Origin of the sequence: Streptomyces antibioticus, from assembly GCF_002019855.1 — a bacterium.
GTDB lineage: Bacteria > Actinomycetota > Actinomycetes > Streptomycetales > Streptomycetaceae > Streptomyces > Streptomyces antibioticus_B.
Genome location: NZ_CM007717.1, coordinates 4,086,798 through 4,111,340, shown reverse-complemented (window position 1 = coordinate 4,111,340; position 24,543 = coordinate 4,086,798). Strand labels below are relative to the sequence as shown.

Genomic DNA, 24,543 nt, shown 5'->3' with positions numbered 1-24,543 from the left:
GCCGATCACAGCGCGCCGGACGCCTCCAAGATCACCTTCCCTACGACCCCCCGCCCCTCCACCGCCCGATGCGCCGCCTCCGCCTCGGCGAGCGGGAACACCGCCCCGATCACCACCCGCAGACGGCCCGCCGCCGCCTCGGCCAGGGCGTGGGCCGTCAGCCGGCGCAGGTCGGACGGGCCGAACTGGACGTCGGCGATACCGAAGACGGTGATGCCGAGGCGGTCGACGGCCTCGGCATCGAGGGACGCGAAGCCCCCTGAGGGCGCCCCGTGCGCGGAGAAGCGCCCCAGCCCGACGGTCAACGGAAGCGCCGCCGCACCGACTTCACCGCCCACCCCGTCCAGGACCACCTCCGCCCCGCCGCCCAGCACCTCCCGCGCCCGCTCCACCCACCCGGGCGCGGAGACGTCGACGGTCGCGTGGGCGCCGAGGTCCGCCACCAGGGCCAGCTTCTCCGCTCCCCGGGCCGCCGCGACCACCGTCGCGCCCCGGGCCCGGGCCGACTGGACGAGCAGGGTGCCCATGCCGCCCGAGGCGCCGAGAACGAGGACCCGGTCACCGGGGGAGACGGCGGTGCGTTCGAGGAGACCGGCCGCCGTCACACCGTCGTGGACCAGGGCGGCCGCGGTCCGCAGTTCCAACCCGTCGGGCACTGCCACCAGCCTGGCCACCGGCGCGATCACCCGCTCGGCGTAGCTGCCGTCGACCAGACACACCACCCGCCGCCCCACCCACCCGGCGTCCACCCCCGCCCCGACCGCGGCGACCGTACCGGAGACCCCGCCGCCGGGAACGTACGGCGGCACGACGGGGAAGTACGCGCGGGCCAGCCCCCTGCGGATCTGGGTCTCCACGAAGATCGTGTCGACGTACGCGACATCGACCACGACCTCCCCGCCCCCGGGCACCGGCTCGCCGACCTCCACGGCGCCCAGCACCTCCGGCCCACCGAACGCCTTCACCTGTACCGCGTGCATGCCCATACCCCCGTCGCGTCGTGTCGGACTGACTGACTGCCTATCTGTGGATACGCGTACGCAGTCTCCGACCTCAATCAAGGTTGAGGTCAAGTCGCGCCGGGAAGCTGTGGTGGTGATTTCCGTTCTCCTCTTCCTGGACATCGACGGGACCCTGATCCCGTTCGGCGGCCCCGGCCCCCACCCCGTGTACGGCACATCGCCGCATCCCCTGCTGCCCCGCCTCGACCCGGCTCTCGGTCCCCGGCTGCGAGCCCTGGGGGCCGAACTGGTGTGGGCGACCACATGGCTGGACGACGCGAACGACCTGCTGTCCCCCTGGCTCGGTCTGCCCGCGCTGCCGGTGGTGCGGTGGCCGGACGTGGACGACGACGAGGGCGACGAGGGCGCGGACGAGCCCCACGGCGTGGGTCTGCACTGGAAGACGCGGTCGCTGGTCGAGTGGGCGGCGGGGCGGCCGTTCGTCTGGGTGGACGACGAGATCAGCGGTGCCGATCGCGCCTGGGTGGCCGACCGTCACCCCGGCCCCGCGCTGCTGTACCGCGTGGATCACCGGCTCGGGCTCGTGGACGCGGACCTCGCGGCGCTGGGCGAGTGGATCGGGAGACAGGGCGAAGCCCAGTGCCCCGGCGACCCGGTGGCATAAGGAAAGGCAAGGAGTTCCCGACTCCTCGCCACTCTCAACGTATAGCGCACAGGGGGGCTTGCGGCAAGGCCCCCGTCGTGGCGCAGAATCGTCGGCCGAGCCCGTGACCAGCGGAAATCAAGGGGGACTCATGACAGACGTGATCGTGGTCGGTGCCGGGCCGACCGGGCTGATGCTCGCCGCCGAGCTGCGCCTGCACGGCGTACGGGTGCTCGTGCTGGAGCGGGACCCGGAACCGACTCCGGTCGTCCGCGCGCTCGGTCTGCACGTGCGCAGCATCGAGGTGATGGATCAGCGCGGCCTGCTGGAACGCTTCCTCGCGCACGGCACCCAGCACAGGGTCGGCGGCTTCTTCGCCGGCCTCGGCACCCGCTGGCCCGAACGGCTGGACACCGCGCACTCGTACGTCCTCGGCATCCCGCAGACCGTCACCGACCGTCTGCTCGCCGAGCACGCCACGGACCTCGGCGCCGAGATCCGGCGCGGCCACGAACTGGTCGGCCTGAGCCAGGACGACGACGGCGTGACCGTCGACCTCGCCGACGGCACCCGGCTGCGCGCCCGCCATCTCGTCGGCTGCGACGGCGGCCGCAGCACCGTGCGCAAGCTGCTCGGCGTCGGCTTCCCCGGCGAGCCCGCCCGGGTCGAGACGCTGCTGGGCGAGATGCGGGTGACGACGGAACCGGAGGAGCTGGCCGCCGTGGTGGCCCGGGTGCGCGAGACCGAGAAGAGGTTCGGCCTCGGGCCGCTCGGAGACGGCGCCTACCGTGTCGTCGTACCCGCCGACGGGGTGGCCGAGGACCGCACGGTCCCGCCGACCCTGGACGACTTCAAGCGGCAGCTCCGGGCGTACGCCGGTACCGACTTCGGCGTGCACGCGCCGCGCTGGCTCTCCCGCTTCGGCGACGCCACCCGGCAGGCCGAGCGCTACCGGGTCGGCCGGGTGCTGCTGGCCGGCGACGCCGCGCACATCCACCCGCCGACCGGCGGGCAGGGGCTGAACCTCGGTGTCCAGGACGCGTTCAACCTGGGCTGGAAGCTGGCCGCAGAGGTGGCCGGCTGGGCGCCGCCGGACCTCCTGGACAGCTACCACGCCGAACGGCACCCGGTGGCGACCGCCGTGCTGGACAACACCCGCGCGCAGATGGAGCTGATGTCCACCGCCCCCGGCCCGCAGGCGGTGCGCCGGCTGCTGTCGGAACTCGTCGAATTCGAGGACGTCAACCGCCACCTGATCGAGAAGATCACCGCCATCGGCGTCCGCTACGACTTCGGCGACGATTTCGGCGACGGCCACGAGCTGCTCGGCCGCCGCATGCGGGACATCACCCTGAAGCGCGGCCGCCTCTACGAGCTGACGCGCACCGGCCGCGGCCTCCTGCTCGACCAGACCGGCCGGTTGTCGGTGGCGGGCTGGGGGGACCGGGTCGACCACGTCGTGGACGTCAGCGAGGAACTCGACGTCCCGGCGGTCCTGCTCCGCCCGGACGGGCACGTGGCGTGGGCGGGGGAGGACCAGCGGGAGCTGCTCGGCCGACTCCCGAGGTGGTTCGGCAAGGCCGACGACTGATCGTGGACCGCTCACCGCGGACCGCTCAACGCTGACCGCTGATCGTTTGGTCAGTTCCCGCGCGGCGCGTACATGATGACGGCCATCCCCGCGAGGCACACCAGGGCGCCGGCGACGTCCCAGCGGTCGGGCCGGTAGCCGTCGGCGACCATGCCCCAGGCGATGGACCCGGCGACGAAGACCCCGCCGTACGCGGCGAGGATGCGGCCGAAGTTGTCGTCGGACTGGAGGGTCGCGACCACGCCGTAGAGCCCCAGCGCGACGACTCCGGCCCCGATCCAGACCCAGCCCCTGTGCTCGCGGATGCCCTGCCAGACCAGCCAGGCGCCACCGATCTCGAAGAGAGCGGCGACTGCGAACAGAGCGACGGAACGGGCGACGACCATGCCGGGACCCTACCGGCCGGGCCCGGGAGCCCCACTTCGGCACTGGAACGCCACTTCGGCCCTGGGACCTCATCCGCCGTCGAAGTCGTACCCCGCCCAGTCGGTGAGGGTGCGGTAGCCGAGGCGCTGGTAGAGGGCGTTGCTGGTGGGGTTGGAGAGGTCCGCGAACAGGACGACGTCCTGCGCGCCCGCGGCCAGCGCGGCCCGGCTCACCTCCGTCACGACGGCGCCCGCGTAGCCGCGTCCGCGCAGGTGGGCCGGGGTGTGGACGACGTCCACCTGGATCTGGCCGCCGATCAGCGGGTTGGCGCCGGCGACGGAGACGGGGGTGCCGTCCGGGGTCTCCCAGAGCGTGTAGCGCTTGTCGGCGAAGCGGCTGCCGGCCCAGGTGGCGGCGTCGAGGAAGACGTCCTCGCCGACAGATCTCGCGAACTTGCCGCACCAGAAGACGACTTGGTCGAGATCCTGCTCGCCCAGCACACGAGCCCGGCCCGCCGGTGGTGGCTCCGGCGGGGTGAGCGTGCCGAGCCGGTACAGACGGAGCCGCAGGTCACGGGGTGTCGCCGCGACCCCGCTGTGCCGCCGCCACGCCTCGGCGAAGGCGACGGCGGTCCGCTCGTCCGCGCTGACGGACGGCACGGCGTGCCCCAGGGCGGCCAGCCGGGCGGCGAGGGAGTCGGCCTGCTCGGGGGTGAGGGGGGAGAGCCCGAGACCACGGTCTTGGAGCCGGAAGAAGGTGCCGTGGACCTCACGCCCCCGCCCCGACACACCGAAGAGAGCGGCCAGGCCCCGCACCCGCACCCGCTCGGCCCAGGTGAGCTGCATGACGTGCGCCCCGGGCCGCGAACGCAGAAACCCTCCGGCACGCGCGAGGAAGTCGTCGACGTCTTCGGTGAGGTACCAGTCGTCCGCGGACATGCTTCGGGTCCCCCTCTTCCTTTTCCTTCCGCCGGCCACGAACGCCACCGCAGTGACGTGAGTCCATCCTGCCCCAGCCGTTCGACGGGGACGAGGCTGTTGACTTCGCACCATGACGATCAGATACGAGTGGCGAGGCGACATCGACAACTCGGCCCTCAACGCACTGCACGCCGAAGGGTTCGACCACCCGGTGGGCCGGACGGACTGGCGCACCCGCCTCCAACGCCACAGCCTCGGCTGGGTCTGCGCCCGCGAAGACGATCGCCTGGTCGGCTTCGTCAACGTCGCCTGGGACGGCGGAGTCCACGCCTTCATCCTGGACACGGTCGTCGCCCGACACAGCCGCTCGAACGGCGTGGGCGCCACCCTGATCAAGGTCGCCGCCGAGGGCTCCCGCACGGCGGGGTGCGAGTGGCTGCACGTCGACTTCGAAGAACACCTGCGGCCGTTCTACTTCGACGCGTGCGGCTTCAGGGGGACGGTGGCGGGGTTGATCGCGCTGTGACGCCGAGACGCTCACCGCCCTGAGGCGCGGAGATACCGGTCGAGCATCGGCCTGCTGTCCGGCGTAAAGGCCCGCCGCCCCATGAACTCGAACAACTCGGACTCCTCCAACCACCCGTGCCATGCGACTTCGTCGGCGAGCAGGTGCGGCACCGCAAGGTGAAGGACGCCCTGTTCCTCGCCCAACTCCCGGCGCGCGGCCTCTTCGTAGGACTCCCGACGGCGACCGTAGACTCCCGCGCCATGGAAACGATCTACAGGCTCGGTGAGATCAGTTGTCCGGCGGGGATTCTGGTCCTGGTGGACGGTGGGCATCTGGGGCTGTGGAGTGGGGAGCGGTCGCCCGCGGAGATCGACCCGGCGCTGCTCGGTGTCGACGATCCGGCGATGGTTGCCGATGTGCTCGGTTCGGTCGACCTCGTCGGCGTCGGGCCGGATGCCTCGGCGGCGGTCCGTAGTTTTGATCGGCAGCCGGGCCGGGTGCTGCACGACATCCCCGCCTCCCGGGCGGCGGAGCTGACGGCGATGTTCGAGGAGCACTGTCGGGGTGCCGGGCTGGATGCCCGTCTGGAGGCGTTGCCGGGCCGTGAGTCGCATGCGCGGCGTGTGCGGCGGACTGCCGCTGAAGGCGGTGGGAGTTTTCTGATGTTCGGGGTGCCGGTCGTCGTGGTCGGCGGGGTGCCCCGTGACCGTCACCTGCCGGTGCTGGCGTCACGGGTCGACGCCGGGGACGGTGTGCGCTGGGCCGAGATGTCGGTCCGGGTGAGCGACGCCGAGGTGGAGTCGTCCGTGCCACTGGGGGACATCGGCGTCGACTGGGGCCGGGTGCTCTTCGGTGACGCCGACGCCCTGAACGCCTGGCGGCACGACGATCCGGTGGACGGCCTGGCCGACGTCGCGTTCTGGGGCGCCGCCGCGGACGAAGCCGCCGAGGCGTTCGCGGCACCGGAACTGGGGGAGCCCGGCGAGGACGGTGTCCGCGGATGGACCGGGCTGGCCGTGACGGAGGCGGTGGAGAAGGCCCTCGCCGTGCAGAAGTGGAAGGAGGAGCAGCCCGGGCGGGGCCTGATGGTGGACTTCCGCCCCCACTCCCACCACTGGCAGGTCATGCGCCAGGTCCGCGCCTCCGAGACCGAGTCCGGAACCGTGGACATCGGCGACGCCCGCCTTCTCTGCGCGATGACGACCTGGGGCGACGGCTACTTCCCCGTGTCGGCCGACCTGGACGCGAAGGGCGCCTTGGTCGCGGTACGGGTCCGCTTCGCCGACACGGCCGCGTAGTCTCCGTGCGGATGAAGTTGATCGCGATCAATCTCGACTGCCCCGACCCGTTGGCCCTGGCCGCGTTCTACCAGCAGGCCACCGGCCTCGAACCGCATCCGAAGTCGGACGCCGACTTCGCGGGACTCAACGGTGAGCACGGGCTCTTCATCGGGTTTCAGCGCGTCGACGCCTACCGTGCTCCGAGCTGGCCCGACCAGACCGTCCCTCAGCAGCTCCACATCTGCTTCAAGGTCGACGAGGACTTGGACGCGGCCGAGGCACGCCTGCTGGAGCTGGGCGCGAGCAAGCCGGACCACCAGCCGCACGGGGACCGGGCCCGGGTCCTGCTAGACCCGGCCGGGCATCCCTTCTGCATCCTCACGCGCTGATCGAACCCCTGCCGCCCCCCCCCGGTAAACGCCCCTCCGACACACTTTTGCAAGCAGGTGCTTGCAAAAGTTAGCGGGGGTGGGGCAAGGTGGAGGCATGGCATCGCTCAACGTCGGCAATCTCGGTGACTACCTGCGCGAGCAGCGGCGGAACGCCAAGCTCTCGCTTCGGCAGCTCGCCGATGCCGCCGGGGTGTCCAATCCGTATCTGAGCCAGATCGAGCGCGGGCTGCGCAAGCCGAGCGCGGAGGTGCTCCAGCAGGTCGCCAAGGCGCTGCGCATCTCCGCGGAGACGCTGTACGTGCGGGCCGGCATCCTCGACGCGGAGCGGGACCGGGACGAGGTCGAGACCCGCGCGGTCATCCTCGCCGATCCCACCCTGACCGAGGCGCAGAAGCAGGCGCTCCTCCAGATCTACGAGTCCTTCCGCAAGGAGAACGGATTCGAGACCGTACGGGAGAGCCCTGCGGACGACGGACGGACGGACATTCCGGAGCCGGGCGGTGACGCCGGTCCGCAGCAGACGGCCAGTTGACCGGACCAGGGGACCGGCCGTCCCGCCGCGGACCTGTACCACCCTCAGCCGAACACGAAGAGCACGAAGAGCACGAAGAGCACGACGAACAAGACGAACTCGACGAACGACCCACGCATCCGGGAGGACGCTTCACCATGGCCATCACCGACGATCTGCGCAAGACCTTCAGCGACCCGACCCCGCTCTACTTCGCCGCCGGTACGGCCGACCTCGCCCTCCAGCAGGCGAAGAAGGTGCCCGGTCTGGTCGAGCAGCTCCGCTCCGAGGCCCCGGCGCGGATCGACGCCGTCCGCAACACCGACCCCAAGGCCGTGCAGGAGAGGGCCGCCGCCCGCGCCAAGGAGGCCGGTGCCAAGGCCAAGGAGGCGCAGGAGACCTTCCAGGCCAAGGTCAACGACTTCATCACCACCCTCGACGGTGACATCAAGAAGCTCGGCAGCACCCTCGACGCCGACCTGAAGAAGCTCGGCGAGTCCGCCCAGGACCTCGCGCTGCGCGGTGTCGGCGTCGCCGCCGAGTACGCCGTCAAGGCCCGTGAGACCTACGAGAAGGTCGCCGAGCACGGCGAGCAGGCCGTGAAGACCTGGCGCGGCGAGGCCGCCGAGGGCATCGAGGAGATCGCCGTCGCGGTCGAGCCGAGCGCCGAGCCGAAGCCGGAGCCCGCCCCCGTGCCGGCCCCCGCCGCGGTCAAGGCCGAGCCCGCCGCCGTCAAGCCGGAGCCCGCCGCCAAGAAGCCGGTCGCCAAGAAGGCCCCGGCCGCCCGCAAGGCCCCCGCGAAGAAGCCCACGCCGCCGGCCAAGTGAGACCGACGGCCCGGCTGGGCACGGAGGACGTGGACATACGGTCATGGGCCGGGCACTCATCGGGTGCCCGGCCCGTTGTACGGACTGAACGGGTAGGAGCGGCGTGGTTGCGGGTACGGTGACCGCGTAAGTACGAGCCGGGACGTGCCGAATCGGGTGGTGGACGTAGTGCTGATGCAGGGGTTCGACAATTTCCTGGCGCTGTTGAGCCTGGCCCTGATCGTGTTCAGCGGCTTCGCTCTGATCGACGCCGCGATCCGCCGGGAGGACGGCTACCGGGCTGCCGACAAGCAGACCAAGCCCTTCTGGCTGATCGTCCTCGGGCTCGCCTTCGTGGTGAACCTGATCTTCAACATCTTCTCGTTCCTGCCGATCATCGGGCTGATCGCGACGATCGTCTACATGGTGGACGTCCGCCCGGCCCTGCGCTCCCTGCCCGGCGGCGGGCGCGGGCAGCGCGGCGGCGGCTCCAGCAGCGACGGACCGTACGGGCCGTACAACGGCGGACGGTAAGCACCCACCCCGGCGCCCCCCGGTGCCCCCCGGCTGACCTGGCAGGCGGGCGCGCGGGCTCGCGGCGTTACGGCATCCAGTGCGGCGTTACGGCACCCGGTCCAGCAGGACCAGCGCCACGTCGTCCGTCAGTTCGCCGCCGTTCAGCTCGCGCACCTCGTTCACCGCGGCCCGCAGCAGCTCCTCGCCGCTCAGTCCCTCAGCGATCTGGCGGCGGATCATCTCCACCATGCCGTCCTGGCCGAGCCGCTCGCGGCCGTCGCCGATACGGCCCTCGATCAGCCCGTCGGTGTAGAGCATCAGGCTCCACCGTGCGCCCAGCTCCACCTGCATCCGCGGCCAGCGGGCACCCGGCAGCAGTCCGAGCGCCGGGCCGTTGTTCTCGTACGGCAGCAGCCGCGCCGGCCGGTCGGGGCGGGCGATCAGCGGTGCCGGATGGCCGGCCAGGCACAGACCCGCGCGGCGGCCGTCCGGCGCGATGTCGACGGTGCACAGGGTCGCGAAGATCTCGTCGTCGTCGCGTTCGTGCTCCAGCACCTGCTGGAGCGTGTTGAGCAGCTCGTCCCCGCACAGCCCGGCCAGGGTCAGCGCCCGCCAGGCGATCCGCAGCTCCACGCCGAGCGCGGCCTCGTCCGGGCCATGGCCGCAGACGTCACCGATCATGGCGTGCACGGTGCCGTCGGGGGTGCGGACCGTGTCGTAGAAGTCGCCGCCGAGCAGGGCGCGGGAGCGGCCGGGGCGGTAGCGGGCGGCGAAGCGCAGCGGGGAGCCCTCCAGCAGGGGCGTGGGCAGCAGGCCGCGCTCCAGGCGGGCGTTCTCCTGCGCCCGCAGCCGGCCCTCGGCCAGCCGTCGCTCCGCCGTGTCGGAACGTTTCCTCTCCACGGCGTAGCGGATCGCGCGGCTGAGCAGGCGGCTGTCCAGCTCGTCGCGGAAGAGGTAGTCCTGGGCGCCCACGCGCACCGCTTCGGCGCCGCGCTCGGCGTCGCCGGACGCGGTGAGTGCGAGCACGGCGTGCCGGGGGGCCAGCTCCAGGACGTGCCGGAGTACGGCGAGTTCGTCGTCGCCGGCGGCGCGGCCGGGGGCGGGCAGCGTCAGGTCGAGCAGGATGCAGTGCACGTCGTCGGTGAGCAGCCGGCCGGCCTCGGTGAGGTTGCGGGCGGTGCGGACGCGCATCGGCTTGCCGTCGGAGTCCCGCAGGTCGGGGACGATCGGTCCGGCCGCGGGATCGTCCTCGATCAGCAGCAGGGTGAGCGCGGTGGTGTGCGAGGTGCCGTGCGGCGCCGGGCGCGGGGCCGGGTGCACGGCGGTGGGCGCGGTGGGTGCGGTGGCGGGCGTGGCGGTGGACGTGGCGGTGCGCGCGCTGTCGTCCTCGGCTGTCGCGTCGTTGCGAACGGTCTCTTCCTTGCGGGCGGGGTCCCGGTGGAGCGGAGCTTCTGCCTCGGAGGGGCCGCCGACTGTGGGCGCGGCCGGCGCCTGACCACTTTCCACGGCCGGGATCGCTCTCTGCCGCGGTACGGGTACGGGCATCGTCTTGGGTTCCTTCCCTCCCCCCGAGGGCATGGCGGGGGCGAGGGACCTCGACCCACCGACGGGGACCATAGCGGCAGAAGGCGCCGCAGCGGAATGGTGTGCGACACCCAGCTTGATCTCAGGCCGCTGTCATATGCCGCGATCCCTACCGCAGTTGGGCAGGGTGGGCCGGGTGCGGGGATGACGAACGTCACGTCCGTACGGAGTTTGGCGGCCGTCCGGGGTGCCGTGGGTCACGTGGTGGGGGTCACCCGCCCGGCCTCGCGGTGGGCCGGGCAAGAGAGTTAACCCCTTTTTGGCTGTTTTGCCCTACGCGTCTGTCGTACGGATTCGGCTCACGCGTCCGGGCGGACCACACCGAGGATCGGCATCGTGCCCGCCCCCGCCAGGGTGATGTCGCGGCCCGGGCGCGGGGCGTGGACGATCGCGCCGTCCCCCACGTACAGCGCGACATGGCTCGCGTCGTCGAAGTAGATGATCAGATCGCCGGGACGCATGTCCTTCACGGCGACCCGGTGCAACTGCTTCCACTGCTCCTGCGAGGTACGGGGGATGGTGGTGCCGGCGCTTCTCCATGCCTCGGAGGTCAGCCCGGAGCAGTCGTAGGTGGCGGGGCCCTCGGCGCCCCACTCGTAGGGCTTGCCGATCTGCGCGGTGGCGTACTTGATCGCCTTCTTGCCCTGCGCGGACGCCTTGCCGTCGATCTCGTCGAGTATCCCGGTGTCCAGCCAGGCCGTCTGGGCCTTCAGGGCGGCCTGCTCCTGGAGCTTGGCGAGGCGCTCCTTCTCCTCCTTCTCCAGTTGCGATTCGAGCTTCTTCGCCGCGGCGATCTGCTTCTCGATCCGCTTCTGGGCGGTCGCCTTGACCTTGCGGTTGGCCTCCAGCTTCTGCCACTGGGCCGAGGCGTCCCGGGAGTACTGTTCCAAGTCCTCCTGCGTCCGGGTCAGTTCGCCGAGCAGGCCCTTCGTGGCGCGCTGGCCCTGGATGACCCGGCCGGCGCCGTCCAGGAAGTCGCCCGGGTCGTCGCTCAGCATCAACTGGGCCTCGTCGGGCAGGCCGCCGGTGCGGTACTGGGAGCGGGCCGCGGCGCCGGCGCGGTCCTTGAGGTCGTCCAGCTTCTTCTGGCCCTCGACGATCTTCTTCGCCAGGGCGACGATCTCCGCGGACTGCTTCTCCGCCGCTTCCTCCGCCGCGTTGTAGGCGTCGGTCGCCACCGCGGCGTCGTGGTACAGCGCGTCGAGCTTCTCGCGTACGGCTTCGAGATCGGTGCTCGGAGCGGGGGTCAGGTCCGGGCTGGTGGTCGGTGCCGACGACGGGGCCGGCGGGGCCGGACTCGCGAACGCCATGCCGGGTGCGCCCAGCACGGTCACCGCGCAGACGACGGCCACCGCCACCGCGTACACGCTGCGCTTGCTCCGCCCCATACCCCGTCCCCTCGACTGATTTCCCGTCAGTAACTTACGGTGCCCGGGGGATCGTGCCACGTCACGGTGGAAAACGACAGAGGCCGTGACCCGACGGGACCACTCCTCCCCACGCATCCTCCGCACCATGTCGACCGCCCTGCCCATGTGACGAACGGCTCACGGAGATCGTTCCACCGTCCACGAACGGGTGAACGATCGGGGCGGATGGCCCCGAAGCGGGGGGCTGCCGTGCGGGGTTGGCGGCGGACGTCCGGGCGAGCCTCCGGTGCCGACGCCCCTGCGGCCGGGGGGTCCTTGCCCGGGTCCGGTCGGCACCCCGCCGGGCCGCGTCCACCTCACCGGCTCCGCGTCGGCAGCCGGCACCGAGCGCCTGACGCCCCGCCTCCTCGCGACACCGCCTGCCCTTGCCCCGGTGGGACGGTCGGCTCCGCGGCGCTGAGGCTTCTGCCGCGCTGAAGCCCTGCCGGGCAACGCCCGCCGCACCTCACCGCGCTGCACCATGTCCGGCGGCTCCGCAAGCCCTTCCCCTCGGGGCCGTTAGCCCTTGCCCGAGCCGGGTCGGCTCTGCGCAGCCGCGCCGTCTGCCGCAGCAGTGCCCGCCGCGTCGCAAGCCCGCCCCCTTGGGGCCGCTGGCCCGTGCCCCGGCCCGGTCGGCTTCGCGCCGCCGAGGCTCCTGCCGTAGCAACGCCCCGCCGGGCCGCGCCCACTACACCCTGCCGTGTCCGACGGACGGCCGCCGAACGCCTGACGCCGCCTCAACCCCGCCTTCCCGTGACACAGCAAGCTCTTTCCCCTCGGGGCTGTCATCTCCTACCCGGCCCGATCGGCCTCGCGCCCCCGCTGCCGCACCAACACCCCTCCGGGCCGCACCGACGCGCCACCGCGCCGCGTCCGGCGGCAGGCACCGTACGCCTGACACCCCCTCAGCGCCCTCAGCGCCCCCGCACCCCCCCTCACCCCCGAGGCGCCACCGCCCCCCACTCCACCGTCACTTCCCCCTGCCGCCACCGCGTGGGACCGTCCGTCACCGGCCATGTGGTTGTCAACGTGCGGACCGTTCGGATCCAGCGTTGGCGGGCGCCGTACGAGGCGTAGGGCGCGGCCGCCGCCCACGCGCGGTCGAAGTCGTGGAGGAAGGTGTGTATCGGCTCGCCGGGGACGTTGCGGTGGATCAGGGCCTTCGGGAGTCGTTCCGCGAGGTCGGACGGGCGGTCCAGGGAGCCAAGCCGGGTCGCGAAGGTGACCGTGCGGGGGCCCTCGGGGCCGAGCGCGACCCAGACGTGCCGCCGTCCGATCTCGTCGCACGTGCCCTCGACGAGGAGCCCGCCCCGCGACCCCCCGGACGCCGGCGCGAGCCGTGCGCACAGGCGTTGCCAGACCTCGGCGACCTGGTCCTCGTCGTACTGCCGGAGCACATTCGCGGCGCGGACGAGGTGCGGCCGCTGCGGCACCGGGATCTCGAAGCCGCCGTGCCGGAAGACCAGCCCCTCCCGCTCGTACGGCCGGGCCGCCGCGACCCGGGCCGGGTCGATCTCGACGCCGACGACACGCGTGCGTGGCGCGACGGTCCGCAGCCGGGACAGCAGCTCGACGGCCGTCCAGGGGGCCGCCCCGTAGCCGAGGTCGACCGCCACCGGGTCGGCGGCGCGGCGCAGCTCGGCGCCGTGCGTCGCGGCGATCCAGCGGTCCATGCGGCGCAGCCGGTTGGGGTTGGTGGTCCCGCGCGTGACGGTGCCCACGGGGCGATGTACGCGGGAGGTCATGGAAAAGAGGGTAGGCCGCCGCCAGCCCGCGGCGAGCCGCGAGGGACGCACCCGCACCTCGAACGGTTGAGCGATACCCGGTAACGCTCAGGCAAAAATCCCCTCCGCCGCCACCCGCCCGGAATGGGAATCGCGCCCTCCGGCGTTGGCGCCCAGTGGAGGGAGCCCCACACCCCTCCGTCCGGCATGCCCGCAGCAAGGAGGAAGGTCACGTGAGCCAGTACGTCAGCAGGCTCGGGCGTCGCTCCACGGCGGCCGCCCCGTCGCGGCTCAGGCTCCACCGCCGCCCCCGCCGGGTGGCGATGCTCTCCGTGCACACCTCACCGCTCCACCAGCCCGGCACCGGCGACGCCGGCGGCATGAACGTCTACATCGTGGAGCTGGCCCAGCGCCTCGCCGCCATCAACATCGAGGTCGAGATCTTCACCCGCGCGACCACGGCCGCGCTCCCGCCGACCGTCCAGATGGCACCCGGCGTCCTCGTCCGGCACGTCGACGCCGGCCCCTACGAGGGCCTCGCCAAGGAGGACCTCCCCGCCCAGCTCTGCGCCTTCACCCACGGCGTGATGCAGGCGTGGGCCGGCCACCGCCCCGGCTACTACGACCTCGTCCACTCGCACTACTGGCTCTCCGGCCACGTCGGCTGGCTCGCCGCCCAGCGCTGGGGCGCCCCCCTGGTGCACGCCATGCACACCATGGCCAAGGTCAAGAACGCCAACCTGGCCTACGGCGACACCCCCGAGCCCGCCGCGCGCGTGATCGGCGAGACCCAGATCGTCTCCGCCGCCGACCGCCTCATCGCCAACACGGCGGAGGAGGCCGACGAACTCGTACGGCACTACAGCGCCGACCCCCGCAAGGTCGCCGTCGTCCACCCGGGCGTCAACCTCGACCGCTTCTCCCCGGCCGACGGCCGTGCCGCCGCCCGGGCCCGCCTCGGCCTCCCGCAGGACGCGCTCGTCCCCCTCTTCGCGGGCCGTATCCAGCCCCTGAAGGCCCCCGACGTGCTGCTCCGCTCGGTCGCGGCGCTGCTGGACAACCGCCCCGAGCTGCGGTCGCGGATCGTCGTACCCGTCGTCGGCGGCCCCAGCGGCAGCGGCCTCGCCAAGCCGGAGGGGCTCCAGAAGCTGGCGGCGCGGCTCGGGGTCGCGGACGTCGTACGGTTCCGGCCGCCGGTCGGCCAGGACCAGCTCGCGGACTGGTTCCGGGCCGCGTCCGTCCTCGTCGTCCCCTCCTACAGCGAGTCCTTCGGCCTGGTCGCCATAGAGGCGCAGGCGGCGGGCACCCCGGTCCTCGCGGCCGCCGTGGGCGGGCTGCCGGTCGCGGTGCGGGACGGCGAGACCGGCTTCCTGGTCCAGGGGCACGATCCGGCGGCGTACGCGCGCGTGCTGGAGCGGTTCGCCGACGGCCCCGAACTCCCCGCCCGGATGGGCGCGGCCGCCGCCCGGCACGCCCGGTCGTTCGGCTGGGACACCGCGGCCGCCGCCACCGCCGACGTCTACACGGCCGCCGCCCAGGCCCACCGCCGTCGCGTACGCTCCCAGCATGGGTGACAGGGATACCGGCCAGGACATGGAGCAGACCGCGGCCGTACGGATCATCGAGGGCTTTCTCACGGACGCGGAGCTGGAGTGGGAGCGCCCCGAACCCGGCACCTACGTCGTCCAGCTCCCCGGCACCCGCAAGCTGAAGACGACGGTCTCGCTGATCGTCGGCCGCCACTCGCTGTCGCTGAACGCCTTCGTCATCCGCCACCCCGACGAGAACGAACCCGGCGTCCACCGCTGGCTCCTGGAGCGCAACCTCAAGCTGTACGGCGTGAGTTACGCCGTCGACCCACTCGGCGACATCTACGTCACCGCCCGCCTCCCGCTCGCCTCCGTCACCGCCGAGGAGATCGACCGCATCTTCGGCCAGGTCCTGGAGGCGGCCGACGGCGCCTTCAACACCCTGCTGGAGCTGGGCTTCGCCTCCGCGATCCGCCGCGAGTACGCCTGGCGGGTGTCCCGTGGCGAACCCACCCACAACCTGGACGCGTTCGCCCACCTGACCCGGCGGTCCGCCGACTGAGCCAGGTCACGCGCCGTTCACGGCCGCCGTGCCGCCGACCCCGAGTAGCGCCCCGGAGTGACCCCCACCAACCGCCTGAAGTGCCGGGTGAGATGGGCCTGGTCGTAGAAACCGGTGTCCGTCGCGACCTCGGCCGCCGGACGGCCCGTCAGCAGCAGCCGGCGGGCCCGGTCGATCCGGCGGGCGGTCAGATACTGGTGCGGCGCGATGCCGTACGCCCCGCTGAACGCCCGGACCAGATGCGCCGGATGCGCCTGGAGCACCCGCGCGGCCTCCTCCAGACCGATGCCCTGGACGACGTACGCGTCGAGGAGTTCGCGCAGCCGGCGCGCGAGGTGCGGGTCGGAGGAGGGGGCGGGGCGCGAGGGACCCTCGGTGCGCCCCAGGTGGTCCCGGAGCCGCTCCCCGATCAGCGTCAGCCGGCTGTCCGCCTCCAGTTCGTCGCCGGGGCGGGCGAGCGCGGAGTGGAGTTGTCCCACCCGCCGCCGCAGCACCGGGTCCCGCAGGTCGGGGCCGTCCACCGCCGCCCCGATCAGGTCCTCCCCGAGCACGCTCGCGTCCAGGTACAGCACCCGTTTGCGGAAGCCGCTGGGGTCGACGGGGGAGCCGTTGTGCGGGACGTGCGGTGGCAGCAGGGTCACCGTGTCGTGCGGGGTGCCGTGCTCGTGGCGTTCGAGGTCGTACCGTACGGCGCCGTCGTCCACGATGAGCAGCGTCCAGGCGTCGTGGACGTGCATGGGGTACGCGTACTCGGTGAAGCGGGCGTGGAAGACCTCGACGACGCCCGGGACGCGCGGGCGCCAGGCGGAGACTTCCTGCCGGGAGGGCCGGGGATGCCGGGAGGGCCGGGGATGCCGGGAGGCCATGCAAAGAACGTACAAGACCGGGTCGGGGGCGGGACGGCAGTCTCACGTCATGAGCACCGTGAGCACTGTGAGCATGGGGGACCCTGACGCCCCCGTCCGTTTCGACACGAAGATCGCCGTCCTGCTGCGGGACGACCTGGAGTCCTGGCAGCGTCTGAACGTCACCGCGTTCCTGGTCAGCGGCCTGGGGACGGCCGCCCCCGAGGTGATCGGGGAGCCGTACGAGGACGCGGACGGGGTGGTCAGTCTGCCGATGTTCCGGCAGCCGGTGCTGGTCTTCGAGGGGACGAAGGAGACGCTGACCGCCGCCCACGCGCGCGTGCTGGCCCGCTCGCTCCCGCGCGCGGTGTTCACCGGCGACCTCTTCGCCACCGGCAACGACCGCGACAACCGGGCGGCGGTGCGGGCCGTGCCGACGGCGGAGCTGGATCTGGTGGGGCTGGCGGTGTACGGGCCGCGGAACGCGGTGGACAAGGTGCTGAAGGGGGCGCGGATGCATCCGTAGCTTGTCTGCCGGGGTCTGCCGGGCGGGCGTGGGCTCAGGGGGCGGCGCTCACCTCGGCGGCCTTCGCCGCCACGACCGGAGATTCCCCGTCGGCCTGGTCGGCGTCGTGGCCCCGCCCCTCCTGATGCGCCCCCTGATCCCCCTCTTCCTCCGGGAGCCGCCGCATGAGGACGGCGTACCCGGCGCCCGCCACCGTCCCCACGACCGCGCACATCCCCCACAGCCACTCCGCGCCGAACCGGTCGATGACGAAACCGGACATCACCGGGGCGACCAGCGAGGCCACCGCCCAGGACATCGTGTACATGCCCTGGTAGCGGCCGCGGCCGTGGGTGGGGGAGAGACGGACGACGATCCCGGTCTGGGTCGGCGCGTTGACGATCTCGGCGAGCGTCCACACGCAGACGGTGAGCGCGAAGACGCCGACCGACCCGGCGAAGGCGGTGAGTCCGAAGCCGTACCCCGCGAGGGCGGAGGAGATCACGAGCAGCCGGCGCGGGTCGCGGTGCTCGATGAACCGGGTGACCGGGATCTGGAGCACGACGATCAGGAAGCCGTTGACGGCGATGGCCATGCCGTAGTCCGCGGGGGTGAACCCGGCCTCGCCCATCGCGACCGGCAGTCCGACCGCGCCCTGCTGGAAGACGAACGCGACGAGGAAGGACAGCCCGACGACGCTCATGAACCGGGTGTCGCGCAGGACGGTCCCGAGTCCTACGGAGTCCTCCCGGCCGGCCTTCTCCTGCCGTTCGGGCCGTGACTCGGGCAGTTTGAGGAAGACGACGACCGCGCAGACGAGGGTCATCCCCGCCTCCAGCAGGAACCCGGCCCGGTAGCTGACCTCGGCGATGAAACCGGCGGCCATGGAGGAGACGGCGAAGCCGAGGTTGATGGCCCAGTAGTTGAGGGAGAACGCCCGGATACGGTCCTTGGGCGGCACGATGTCGGCCATCATCGCCTGCACGGCGGGCCGCGAGGCGTTGGAGGCCATGCCGACCAGGAAGGCGACCCCGGCGATGGCGACGGGGTCGGTGATGAACGCGAGCAGCGCGACCGAGAACGCGGTGGCGGTCTGCGCGACGAGCAGGGTGGGCCGCCGTCCGATCCGGTCGGCCATCACCCCGCCGCCGAGCGAGGAGACGACCCCGCCGAGGCCGTGCAGGGAGACGACGAGACCGGCGTAGAAGGCGGAGTAGCCGCGGTCGAGGGTCAGGTACAGCGCCATGAAGGTGGCGACGAAGGCGCCGAGACGGTTGACGAGCGTGCTGGTCCACAGCCACCAGAACTCGCGGGGGAGACCGGAGAGGGTCTCGCGTGCGGCACGTCGGACGACGGCGACGGACATGGCGGAGTCCCCCCGAGGGTGTAAGTGGCGAAGGCGGCAACGGCAACTTACGGAGGTGGCCGCGGGGAGCACCACTCAATTAACAGATCCCGTCAAGCGTGGGCGGCGGCGTTCGGGAGGGGGCGTCCGGGGTATGAGCGGCGGACGCGGGCCACCAGGACGGTCCATTACGCTCGGACCCATGGCCGACGCACCGTACAAGCTGATCCTCCTCCGCCACGGCGAGAGCGAGTGGAACGCGAAGAACCTGTTCACCGGCTGGGTGGACGTCAACCTCAACGAGAAGGGCGAGAAGGAGGCGGTCCGCGGTGGCGAACTCCTGAAGGACGCCGACCTCCTGCCCGACGTGGTGCACACGTCCCTCCAGAAGCGCGCGATCCGTACCGCGCAGCTCGCCCTCGAGGCCGCGGACCGCCACTGGATCCCGGTCCACCGCTCCTGGCGGCTGAACGAGCGCCACTACGGCGCCCTCCAGGGCAAGGACAAGGCGCAGACCCTCGCGGAGTACGGCGAGGAGCAGTTCATGCTGTGGCGCCGCTCCTACGACACCCCGCCCCCGCCGCTCGACCGCGACGCCGAGTACTCCCAGTTCGACGACGCGCGCTACGCGACCCTCCCGCCGGAGCTGCGCCCGCAGACGGAGTGCCTCAAGGACGTCGTCGTCCGGATGCTCCCCTACTGGTTCGACGGCATCGTCCCCGACCTCCTCACCGGCCGCACGGTCCTGGTCGCCGCCCACGGCAACAGCCTGCGCGCCCTGGTCAAGCACCTCGACGGCATCTCCGACGCCGACATCGCGGGCCTGAACATCCCCACCGGCATCCCCCTCTCCTACGAGCTGGACGCCGACTTCAAGCCCCTCAACCCGGGCGGCACCTACCTCGACCCGGACGCGGCAGCGGCAGCGATCGAGGCGGTCAAGAACCAGGGCAAGAAGAAGTAGGGTTCGTGATCATGCCCTCGACCTGCGCAGACGGCGCGGGGCGGGGGCATTTTCATGGCCTGGGCCCTCTGTGGGACCTCAGCGCGGCGGGTCCTGCGGCGGGCGGAGTGCTTGACCGAGAGCCTTCCGGGCCCGGTCGCGGCTGCTCGGCATGAGGTGCGCGTACACCTTCAGCGTGAGTCCCGGGTCGGAGTGCCCGAGGTACTCGCTCACGGCCTTGATGCTCTCGCCCGCGCCCAGTAGCACCGACGCGTAGAAGCGCCTCCAGGGCGTGCATGCCGTGCTCGCGCGCGGCGGTGTGCTCTCGGCTCTTGGCCTTGGGGATGACGCCCACGGACGCCAGAGCAGGCTTCCAGTGGTCCTCATTCAGTGAGGTACGCCAGACGTGACCACCGTTCGGCCCGGTGAAGATCAGCCGCTTGGTCACGGGCTGGCCGTTCGCTCGCATCCAGGGCAGCGTGATCTCCACGGGCGGGAACCGCTTGATGTGCTCCTTGAGCGCTTCCGCCACGGGATCGGGCAGCGGGACGTCACGGAGCTTGCCGCCCTTTGGGGGCGCGAACACGGCTTTGCTCAGGCTGAGCTTGAGCCGCTGCACCACGTGCAGGGTGCCGCTGTCGAAGTCCAGCTCATCCACGGACAGTCCGAGGATCTCGCCTTGCCGTAGGCCGCAGCCGGCGCCCATGTCCACCATGGGCCGGAAGCGTTCCACCATGGCGGCCCGCATGGCGAAAACGCGGTCCGGCTGCCAGGGAACGGGACGCACCCAGGGCCCTAGCACCACCCCGCCGCAGGTCAGCACAGCAATCGCCGCCGGGAAACCCGAGTTTCCCAAGCTGAGGTTCCAGGTACGCTCTCGTCGGCAGAGACCGGCACAGACGAGGAGCGTCGTGGAGCTATCGCCAGCGATGTTGAACCGTCTTGCGAACGGCAGCCTCGGAGCCGTTCCGGCGGCCGCTGCTGTTGCCTACGTAGCGCAAGCCAGTTCCGGCTTCTCGCGGCTCATGGCCTGTTTCGCTGTGATTGGGTTCGCGATCCTCGCTGTGAGGGGGTACCGGCTCGGCGTTACGTGTGAGCGCGGGAGACTCTCAATCCGCGGCTACCTACGCACACGCGTGATTACGCGAGAGTGCATCACAGAGATCACGGACTTCCCCGCCGTCAGATGGACGGCCCGCAAGGGGGGCAAGCGATGGACCCCTATCACGGCGTTCATGACGAGCCCGAGCGAAGCCTCGGCAACCCGACTCCACAAGGCCCATGTCACCACTAAGTTGCGACGGTGGGCAGGACGCTAGGCGACAGGCCGACGCGGGACCGTCTCCCGATGAGCGCGCGGCCGGCAGAGCTGACTTTCGAATGTGTATCGGGCCGTCTCTGGGCCGTCCGAGGTTGCTCAACAGTGGCCAATGACGACCAACGACGACCACGAGGCGCACGAGCCCACCACTCCTGAGCAGCAAAGACCCAGCTCACCAAGATCTCCGGCAAGACCCAGGGCAAGAAGAAGTAGGCGAACGCCTCGCTCTTGAGCCCCCGCTCTGCGATGTGTTCGCAGGGCGGGGGCTTTTGCGGCCTCCGGGGTGGTTCATGCGGCCGTGTGGAGGAGTCCGAGGCGCGGTGGCTCGGGACCTGTGCATGGGGCGTCGTACGGTCCGCGGCATGATCGCTCGTGCTGCGTACCCGTCGTCCTCGCTCAGCCGTCGCGCGGCCCTCACCGGACTGGCCGCCGGGGCCGGTGCGCTCGCCGTCGGGGCGGGAACGGCCCGTGCGGCCGCCGCTGCCCCCGATCCCACGCCCGGCGTGATGCGGCTCTTCGACGACCCCGGGTTCAACTTCGCGGGGCTGCTCGCGCTCGGGGCCGCCGGGATGCGGGCCTCCGAGGTCGGCGAGGTGCTGACGGCCGTCAACACCATCAACGCGGCCGGGCTTTCGGAGCAGACGTTCAGCGACACCTTCCGCGCCTGGGGCGACCGGCTGGCCGCGGGCCGTGGCGGCGGGCACGAGGAGACCCGCCGTTTCCGCTCGCTGCGCGCCGCCCAGTACTACGCCCAGTCGCTGTTCTACGTCCTCGGCACCGACCACCCCGAGGACGAGGAGGCGGTCTACCTCGCCGGGCGCAAGGCGTGGGACACGTTCACCCGGCTGTGCACGCCGGCCGCGGTCACGGCGCGGGTACCGTACGGCAGGACGCGGCTGCCGGTCTGGTTCTTCCGCCCGGACGGTCCCGTCGAGCCGCGGCCCACGGTCATCCTCACCAACGGCAGCGACGGCCAGAACCTGGACATGTGGACCTACGGCGTGGCGGCCGCCCTCGACCGGGGCTGGAACGCCGTCGTCTACGACGGTCCCGGCCAGGGGCAGTTGCTGTTCGTGGAGGAGATCCCGTTCACGACGCGCTGGGAGACGGTGGTCCGGCCGGTGATCGACTGGCTGGAGCGCCGCAAGGACGTGGACCGCTCCCGGATCGCGATCACCGGGCTCAGCATGGGCGGCAACCTCGTCGCACGCGCCGCCGCGTTCGAGCGCCGGCTCGCGGCCGTCGCCTGTCTGCCGGGGTGCGTCAGCCCGTGGCTGGGCTTCGACGCGGAACTCCGGGCGATCATCACGCCCGACAAGGAGGAGACCAACCGGGTCTGGAACGAGGACGTCGTCCCCGAACTGACCCCGCAGCTCGCCTTCACGGTCAAGAAACGCTTCGAGATCTTCTCCGCACAGGCCCTGCGCCAGGCCCGCCAGGGCATCGTCCTCACGGACATCTGGACGCCGGCACAGGTGGCCATGGGCCTCGACATCACGAAGGTCGTCCCGAGGATCAAGGCCCCGACACTCGTCCTGGACTACGACTTCGAGGAGTTCTACCCCGGCCAGCCCCGCCAGATGTACGACCTCCTCCGCACCCGCCGCGAGTACGTGAAGCTGACGACAGCCACCGGAGCCCAACTCCACTGCTCCCCGATGGCCCCCCAACAGCACTGCGACGTCGTCTTCGACTGGCTGGCGAGCGTCCTGCGGCGCTAGACGTACCGGCTCGCGAAGCGTTGAGGCCGCCGGTGGCGCGTCGCAGGGACACGGGACCCGGAGCCAGAAGGCGCCGGGCCCCGGCCCGTCGGAAGGGTCAGCCGCACTGGCAAGGGTTGCCCGACTGGCAGCCGCAGCCGCAGCCCGAGCCGCAGCCGCAGGCGGCCAGTAGGGGGAGGCTTCTCGGCTCGGGGGGCTGCTCGGTCGGGCGTTCCTGGGTCGGGTCGGGCGTGGGAACACTGGGGGACTCGGCCATGGGGTTCCTCCCGGACGCGTAGGGCCTGTGCCCATTGCATGCCCGCTGCGTCCGGCGCATCAACGGCGCACAGTGGCTCGCGCACTCCCCGGAAGCCATCCCGTGCGCTCAGGACCCGTCCGCCCCCGTACCCGTCACCGGCTGGATGTCGGGCTGGATGTCCGGCTGGAACTCGTCCGCGTGCTCGCCCGTGACCAGGAAGACGACCCGCTTGGCGACCGCCACCGCGTGGTCGGCGAACCGCTCGTAGTAGCGGCCCAGCAGGGTGACGTCGACCGCCGTCTCGATGCCGTGCTTCCAGCGCTCGTCGATCAGGTGCTGGAACAGCGTGCGGTGCAGCAGGTCCATCGCGTCGTCGTCCGTCTCGAGCTGGAGCGCGAGGTCGACGTCCTTGGTGATGATGCACTCCGCCGCCTTCGCCATCAGGCGCTGCGCGAGCTGGCCCATCTCCAGGATCGTGGCGTGCAGGTCCTGCGGGACCGCACGGTTGGGGAAGCGCAGCCGCGCGAGCTTCGCCACGTGCTGGGCGAGGTCGCCGGAGCGCTCCAGGTCGGCGGACATCCGCAGCGACGTGACGACGATCCGCAGATCCGTCGCCACCGGCTGCTGCCGCGCCAGCAGCGCTATGGCCTTGGCCTCCAGGTCGTGCTGGAGCTCGTCGACCTTCTGGTCGGCCTCGATCACGCTCTCGGCGAGCTTCAGATCGGAGTCGAGGATCGCGGTCGTGGCGCGCCCGATCGCGGACCCGACCAGCCGGGCCATCTCCACCAGGCTGTCGCCGATCGAGTCAAGTTCCTCGTGGTACGCGTCCCGCATCAGGCTTCCCTCTCGTACGTCGTTCTCACGTCAGTCCCGGAGTTCCGGGGGGCCGGGAACCCCACGGTGCCACGGTCGGCCCCGCACGCGTCGGTTTGCGTCACCCCAAATGAACCACCACTGGCTCCCAGGTGAACTCTGGGCGACGAGTGTTCGAGGTCGCACCTCGATGGCTGTGGCCAGGCCGGATCGCGTGCCTAACCTGGACGCATGGACGTGAACGCGGCGGTCGCCGCAGCGGCAGCGATCGCCGGGGTGCTCACCGGTGTCATCGCCATGCTGGCGTTCCGCTGGAGCGAGCGCGACCAGGCCCGCCCCACCCGTACCTCCCTGCACACGGACCCGGTGCTTCCGCCGGGCGTGGACACCGTCCTGTCCGTGCTGCGCTCCTCGGCCGTCGTCCTCGACGAGGCGGACGCCGTGGTCAAGGCCAGCTCGGCGGCGTACGCCCTCGGCCTGGTCCGGGGCGGGAAACTCGCCGTGGAGCCGATGCTCCAGATGGCCCGCGACACCCGTCGCGACGGCGAGATACGCCAGGTCGAGCTGGACCTCCCCCGGCGCGGCACCGGACGCGGCGAGGCCCTCGCCGTGTCCGCCAGAGTGGCCCCACTGGGCTCCCGGCTCGTGCTGCTGCTGGTGGAGGACCTCACTGAGGCCCGCCGGATCGAGGCCGTACGCCGCGACTTCGTGGCGAACGTCAGCCATGAGCTGAAGACGCCCGTCGGGGCGCTCTCGCTGCTCTCGGAGGCCGTCATGGACGCCTCCGACGACCCGGAGGCGGTGCAGCGGTTCGCCGGCCGGATGCAGATCGAGGCCACGCGGCTCACCAACCTGGTGCAGGAACTGATCGACCTCTCCCGGGTCCAGAACGACGACCCGCTGGAGGACGCCGAGCCGGTGGGCATCGACGAACTCGTCGCCGAGGCCGTCGACCGCTGCCGGCACCAGGCCGGCACCAAGCAGATCACCATGGCCGCCGGAGGCACCGCCGACCTGCGCGTCTGGGGCCACCGCGGCCAGCTCGCCGCGGCCCTCGGCAACCTCGTCGAGAACGCCGTCAACTACTCACCCGCCCGCACCCGCGTCGGGATAGCCGCCCGCCGGGTGACCGCACCCGGCGGGGACCTGATCGAGATCGCCGTCACCGACCAGGGCATCGGCATATCCGACAAGGACAAGGAGCGCATCTTCGAGCGCTTCTACCGCGTCGACCCGGCCCGCTCCCGTGCCACCGGCGGTACGGGCCTCGGGCTGGCGATCGTCAAACACGTGGCCGCCTCGCACGGCGGGGAGGTCACGGTGTGGAGCGCCGAGGGACAGGGCTCCACCTTCACGCTGCGGCTGCCGGAGGCGGGCGCCGCCCGCGACCGCGACCGGGCACAACAGCACCCCGACCTCGACGATGACGAAGAGGACGGGCCGTCCGCCCAGACACCCCCAGAGTCAACCGCGTACCAGACGCTTTCCGCCCCGGAGGTCCTTCCGTGA

The 24,543-nt window shown here is 71.9% G+C and carries 23 protein-coding genes and 1 pseudogene; 14 read left to right on the top strand and 10 right to left on the bottom strand.

Annotated features, from left to right (window positions below; translation table 11 throughout):
• Positions 1 to 5: 5 nt before the first annotated feature.
• Positions 6 to 980 carry a zinc-binding dehydrogenase gene (locus AFM16_RS18430; protein WP_078637012.1) on the bottom strand — a complete coding sequence of 325 codons (975 nt, stop codon included), beginning with the start codon at positions 978 to 980 and terminating at the stop codon, positions 6 to 8.
• Between the two features lie 118 nt (positions 981 to 1,098).
• Here AFM16_RS18430 and AFM16_RS18425 point away from each other — a divergent pair, with 118 nt between their 5' ends.
• On the top strand, positions 1,099 to 1,626 hold the full coding sequence (locus tag AFM16_RS18425) for an HAD domain-containing protein (RefSeq protein WP_078637011.1): 528 nt from the start codon (positions 1,099 to 1,101) through the stop codon (positions 1,624 to 1,626).
• Positions 1,627 to 1,756: 130 nt separating this feature from the next.
• Positions 1,757 to 3,196, top strand: coding sequence for a rifampin monooxygenase (gene rox, locus AFM16_RS18420; RefSeq protein ID WP_078633971.1), 1,440 nt, complete (start codon positions 1,757 to 1,759; stop codon positions 3,194 to 3,196).
• A gap of 50 nt (positions 3,197 to 3,246) precedes the next feature.
• Here the strand turns inward: rox and AFM16_RS18415 are convergent, their stop codons facing one another.
• Together AFM16_RS18415 and AFM16_RS18410 are read right to left on the bottom strand one after the other, a co-directional pair.
• Complete coding sequence (locus tag AFM16_RS18415) at positions 3,247 to 3,582, bottom strand: YnfA family protein (RefSeq protein ID WP_030795199.1); 336 nt, start codon at positions 3,580 to 3,582, stop codon at positions 3,247 to 3,249.
• Positions 3,583 to 3,651: 69 nt separating this feature from the next.
• Positions 3,652 to 4,500, bottom strand: a complete 849-nt coding sequence (locus AFM16_RS18410; protein WP_030795197.1) for a GNAT family N-acetyltransferase — start codon at positions 4,498 to 4,500, stop codon at positions 3,652 to 3,654.
• A 112-nt stretch (positions 4,501 to 4,612) separates the two neighbouring features.
• Here AFM16_RS18410 and AFM16_RS18405 point away from each other — a divergent pair, with 112 nt between their 5' ends.
• The 6 genes from AFM16_RS18405 (at position 4,613) to AFM16_RS18380 (ending at position 8,513) form a co-directional block, all read left to right on the top strand.
• A complete protein-coding gene (locus AFM16_RS18405; RefSeq protein WP_078633970.1) occupies positions 4,613 to 5,008 on the top strand; it encodes a GNAT family N-acetyltransferase in 396 nt (131 codons plus the stop codon).
• Between the two features lie 116 nt (positions 5,009 to 5,124).
• A complete protein-coding gene (locus AFM16_RS18400; RefSeq protein ID WP_209313226.1) occupies positions 5,125 to 6,288 on the top strand; it encodes a hypothetical protein in 1,164 nt (387 codons plus the stop codon).
• An 11-nt stretch (positions 6,289 to 6,299) separates the two neighbouring features.
• Positions 6,300 to 6,659 carry a VOC family protein gene (locus tag AFM16_RS18395; protein ID WP_078633969.1) on the top strand — a complete coding sequence of 120 codons (360 nt, stop codon included), beginning with the start codon at positions 6,300 to 6,302 and terminating at the stop codon, positions 6,657 to 6,659.
• A 97-nt stretch (positions 6,660 to 6,756) separates the two neighbouring features.
• A complete protein-coding gene (locus AFM16_RS18390) occupies positions 6,757 to 7,194 on the top strand; it encodes a helix-turn-helix domain-containing protein (RefSeq protein ID WP_030795187.1) in 438 nt (145 codons plus the stop codon).
• A gap of 137 nt (positions 7,195 to 7,331) precedes the next feature.
• On the top strand, positions 7,332 to 8,000 hold the full coding sequence (locus tag AFM16_RS18385; protein WP_030795184.1) for a hypothetical protein: 669 nt from the start codon (positions 7,332 to 7,334) through the stop codon (positions 7,998 to 8,000).
• 174 nt (positions 8,001 to 8,174) lie between these two features.
• Positions 8,175 to 8,513, top strand: coding sequence for a DUF2516 family protein (locus AFM16_RS18380; RefSeq protein ID WP_030795181.1), 339 nt, complete (start codon positions 8,175 to 8,177; stop codon positions 8,511 to 8,513).
• 87 nt (positions 8,514 to 8,600) lie between these two features.
• Here AFM16_RS18380 and AFM16_RS18375 read toward each other — a convergent pair whose 3' ends face one another.
• The 3 genes from AFM16_RS18375 to AFM16_RS18365 form a co-directional block, all read right to left on the bottom strand.
• Positions 8,601 to 10,040 carry a PP2C family protein-serine/threonine phosphatase gene (locus AFM16_RS18375; RefSeq protein ID WP_078633968.1) on the bottom strand — a complete coding sequence of 480 codons (1,440 nt, stop codon included), beginning with the start codon at positions 10,038 to 10,040 and terminating at the stop codon, positions 8,601 to 8,603.
• A gap of 338 nt (positions 10,041 to 10,378) precedes the next feature.
• Positions 10,379 to 11,467, bottom strand: a complete 1,089-nt coding sequence (locus tag AFM16_RS18370) for a C40 family peptidase (protein ID WP_030795175.1) — start codon at positions 11,465 to 11,467, stop codon at positions 10,379 to 10,381.
• Positions 11,468 to 12,423: 956 nt separating this feature from the next.
• Positions 12,424 to 13,233, bottom strand: a complete 810-nt coding sequence (locus tag AFM16_RS18365; RefSeq protein ID WP_078637009.1) for a class I SAM-dependent methyltransferase — start codon at positions 13,231 to 13,233, stop codon at positions 12,424 to 12,426.
• 212 nt (positions 13,234 to 13,445) lie between these two features.
• Between AFM16_RS18365 and mshA the strand changes: the two genes are divergently transcribed.
• Together mshA and AFM16_RS18355 are read left to right on the top strand one after the other, a co-directional pair.
• Complete coding sequence (gene mshA / locus AFM16_RS18360; RefSeq protein WP_179123287.1) at positions 13,446 to 14,786, top strand: D-inositol-3-phosphate glycosyltransferase; 1,341 nt, start codon at positions 13,446 to 13,448, stop codon at positions 14,784 to 14,786.
• Complete coding sequence (locus AFM16_RS18355) at positions 14,779 to 15,303, top strand: type III secretion system chaperone family protein (protein WP_078633966.1); 525 nt, start codon at positions 14,779 to 14,781, stop codon at positions 15,301 to 15,303. The genes mshA and AFM16_RS18355 overlap by 8 nt, the downstream gene beginning before the upstream one ends.
• Before the next feature lie 17 nt (positions 15,304 to 15,320).
• Here the strand turns inward: AFM16_RS18355 and AFM16_RS18350 are convergent, their stop codons facing one another.
• On the bottom strand, positions 15,321 to 16,169 hold the full coding sequence (locus AFM16_RS18350; protein WP_078633965.1) for an AraC family transcriptional regulator: 849 nt from the start codon (positions 16,167 to 16,169) through the stop codon (positions 15,321 to 15,323).
• A 49-nt stretch (positions 16,170 to 16,218) separates the two neighbouring features.
• Between AFM16_RS18350 and AFM16_RS18345 the strand changes: the two genes are divergently transcribed.
• Positions 16,219 to 16,674: a DUF2000 domain-containing protein gene (locus tag AFM16_RS18345; protein ID WP_179123286.1), complete on the top strand. Its 456-nt coding sequence runs from the start codon at positions 16,219 to 16,221 to the stop codon at positions 16,672 to 16,674.
• Between the two features lie 34 nt (positions 16,675 to 16,708).
• On the opposite strand, the gene AFM16_RS18340 is transcribed toward AFM16_RS18345, so the two are convergent.
• Complete coding sequence (locus tag AFM16_RS18340) at positions 16,709 to 18,019, bottom strand: MDR family MFS transporter (protein ID WP_051780913.1); 1,311 nt, start codon at positions 18,017 to 18,019, stop codon at positions 16,709 to 16,711.
• Between the two features lie 181 nt (positions 18,020 to 18,200).
• Between AFM16_RS18340 and AFM16_RS18335 the strand changes: the two genes are divergently transcribed.
• A complete protein-coding gene (locus AFM16_RS18335; protein ID WP_030795152.1) occupies positions 18,201 to 18,962 on the top strand; it encodes a phosphoglyceromutase in 762 nt (253 codons plus the stop codon).
• A 78-nt stretch (positions 18,963 to 19,040) separates the two neighbouring features.
• Here AFM16_RS18335 and AFM16_RS18330 read toward each other — a convergent pair.
• Positions 19,041 to 19,725 (bottom strand): annotated as a pseudogene (locus tag AFM16_RS18330) (tyrosine-type recombinase/integrase); the annotation flags it as partial.
• Between the two features lie 899 nt (positions 19,726 to 20,624).
• Here AFM16_RS18330 and AFM16_RS18320 point away from each other — a divergent pair.
• Entirely contained in the window at positions 20,625 to 21,983 is a 1,359-nt protein-coding gene (locus AFM16_RS18320) for an alpha/beta hydrolase family protein (protein WP_078637008.1), read from the top strand.
• 364 nt (positions 21,984 to 22,347) lie between these two features.
• On the opposite strand, the gene phoU is transcribed toward AFM16_RS18320, so the two are convergent.
• On the bottom strand, positions 22,348 to 23,055 hold the full coding sequence (gene phoU, locus AFM16_RS18315; protein WP_030795144.1) for a phosphate signaling complex protein PhoU: 708 nt from the start codon (positions 23,053 to 23,055) through the stop codon (positions 22,348 to 22,350).
• Between the two features lie 210 nt (positions 23,056 to 23,265).
• Here phoU and phoR point away from each other — a divergent pair, with 210 nt between their 5' ends.
• Complete coding sequence (phoR, locus tag AFM16_RS18310; RefSeq protein ID WP_030795141.1) at positions 23,266 to 24,543, top strand: two-component system sensor histidine kinase PhoR; 1,278 nt, start codon at positions 23,266 to 23,268, stop codon at positions 24,541 to 24,543.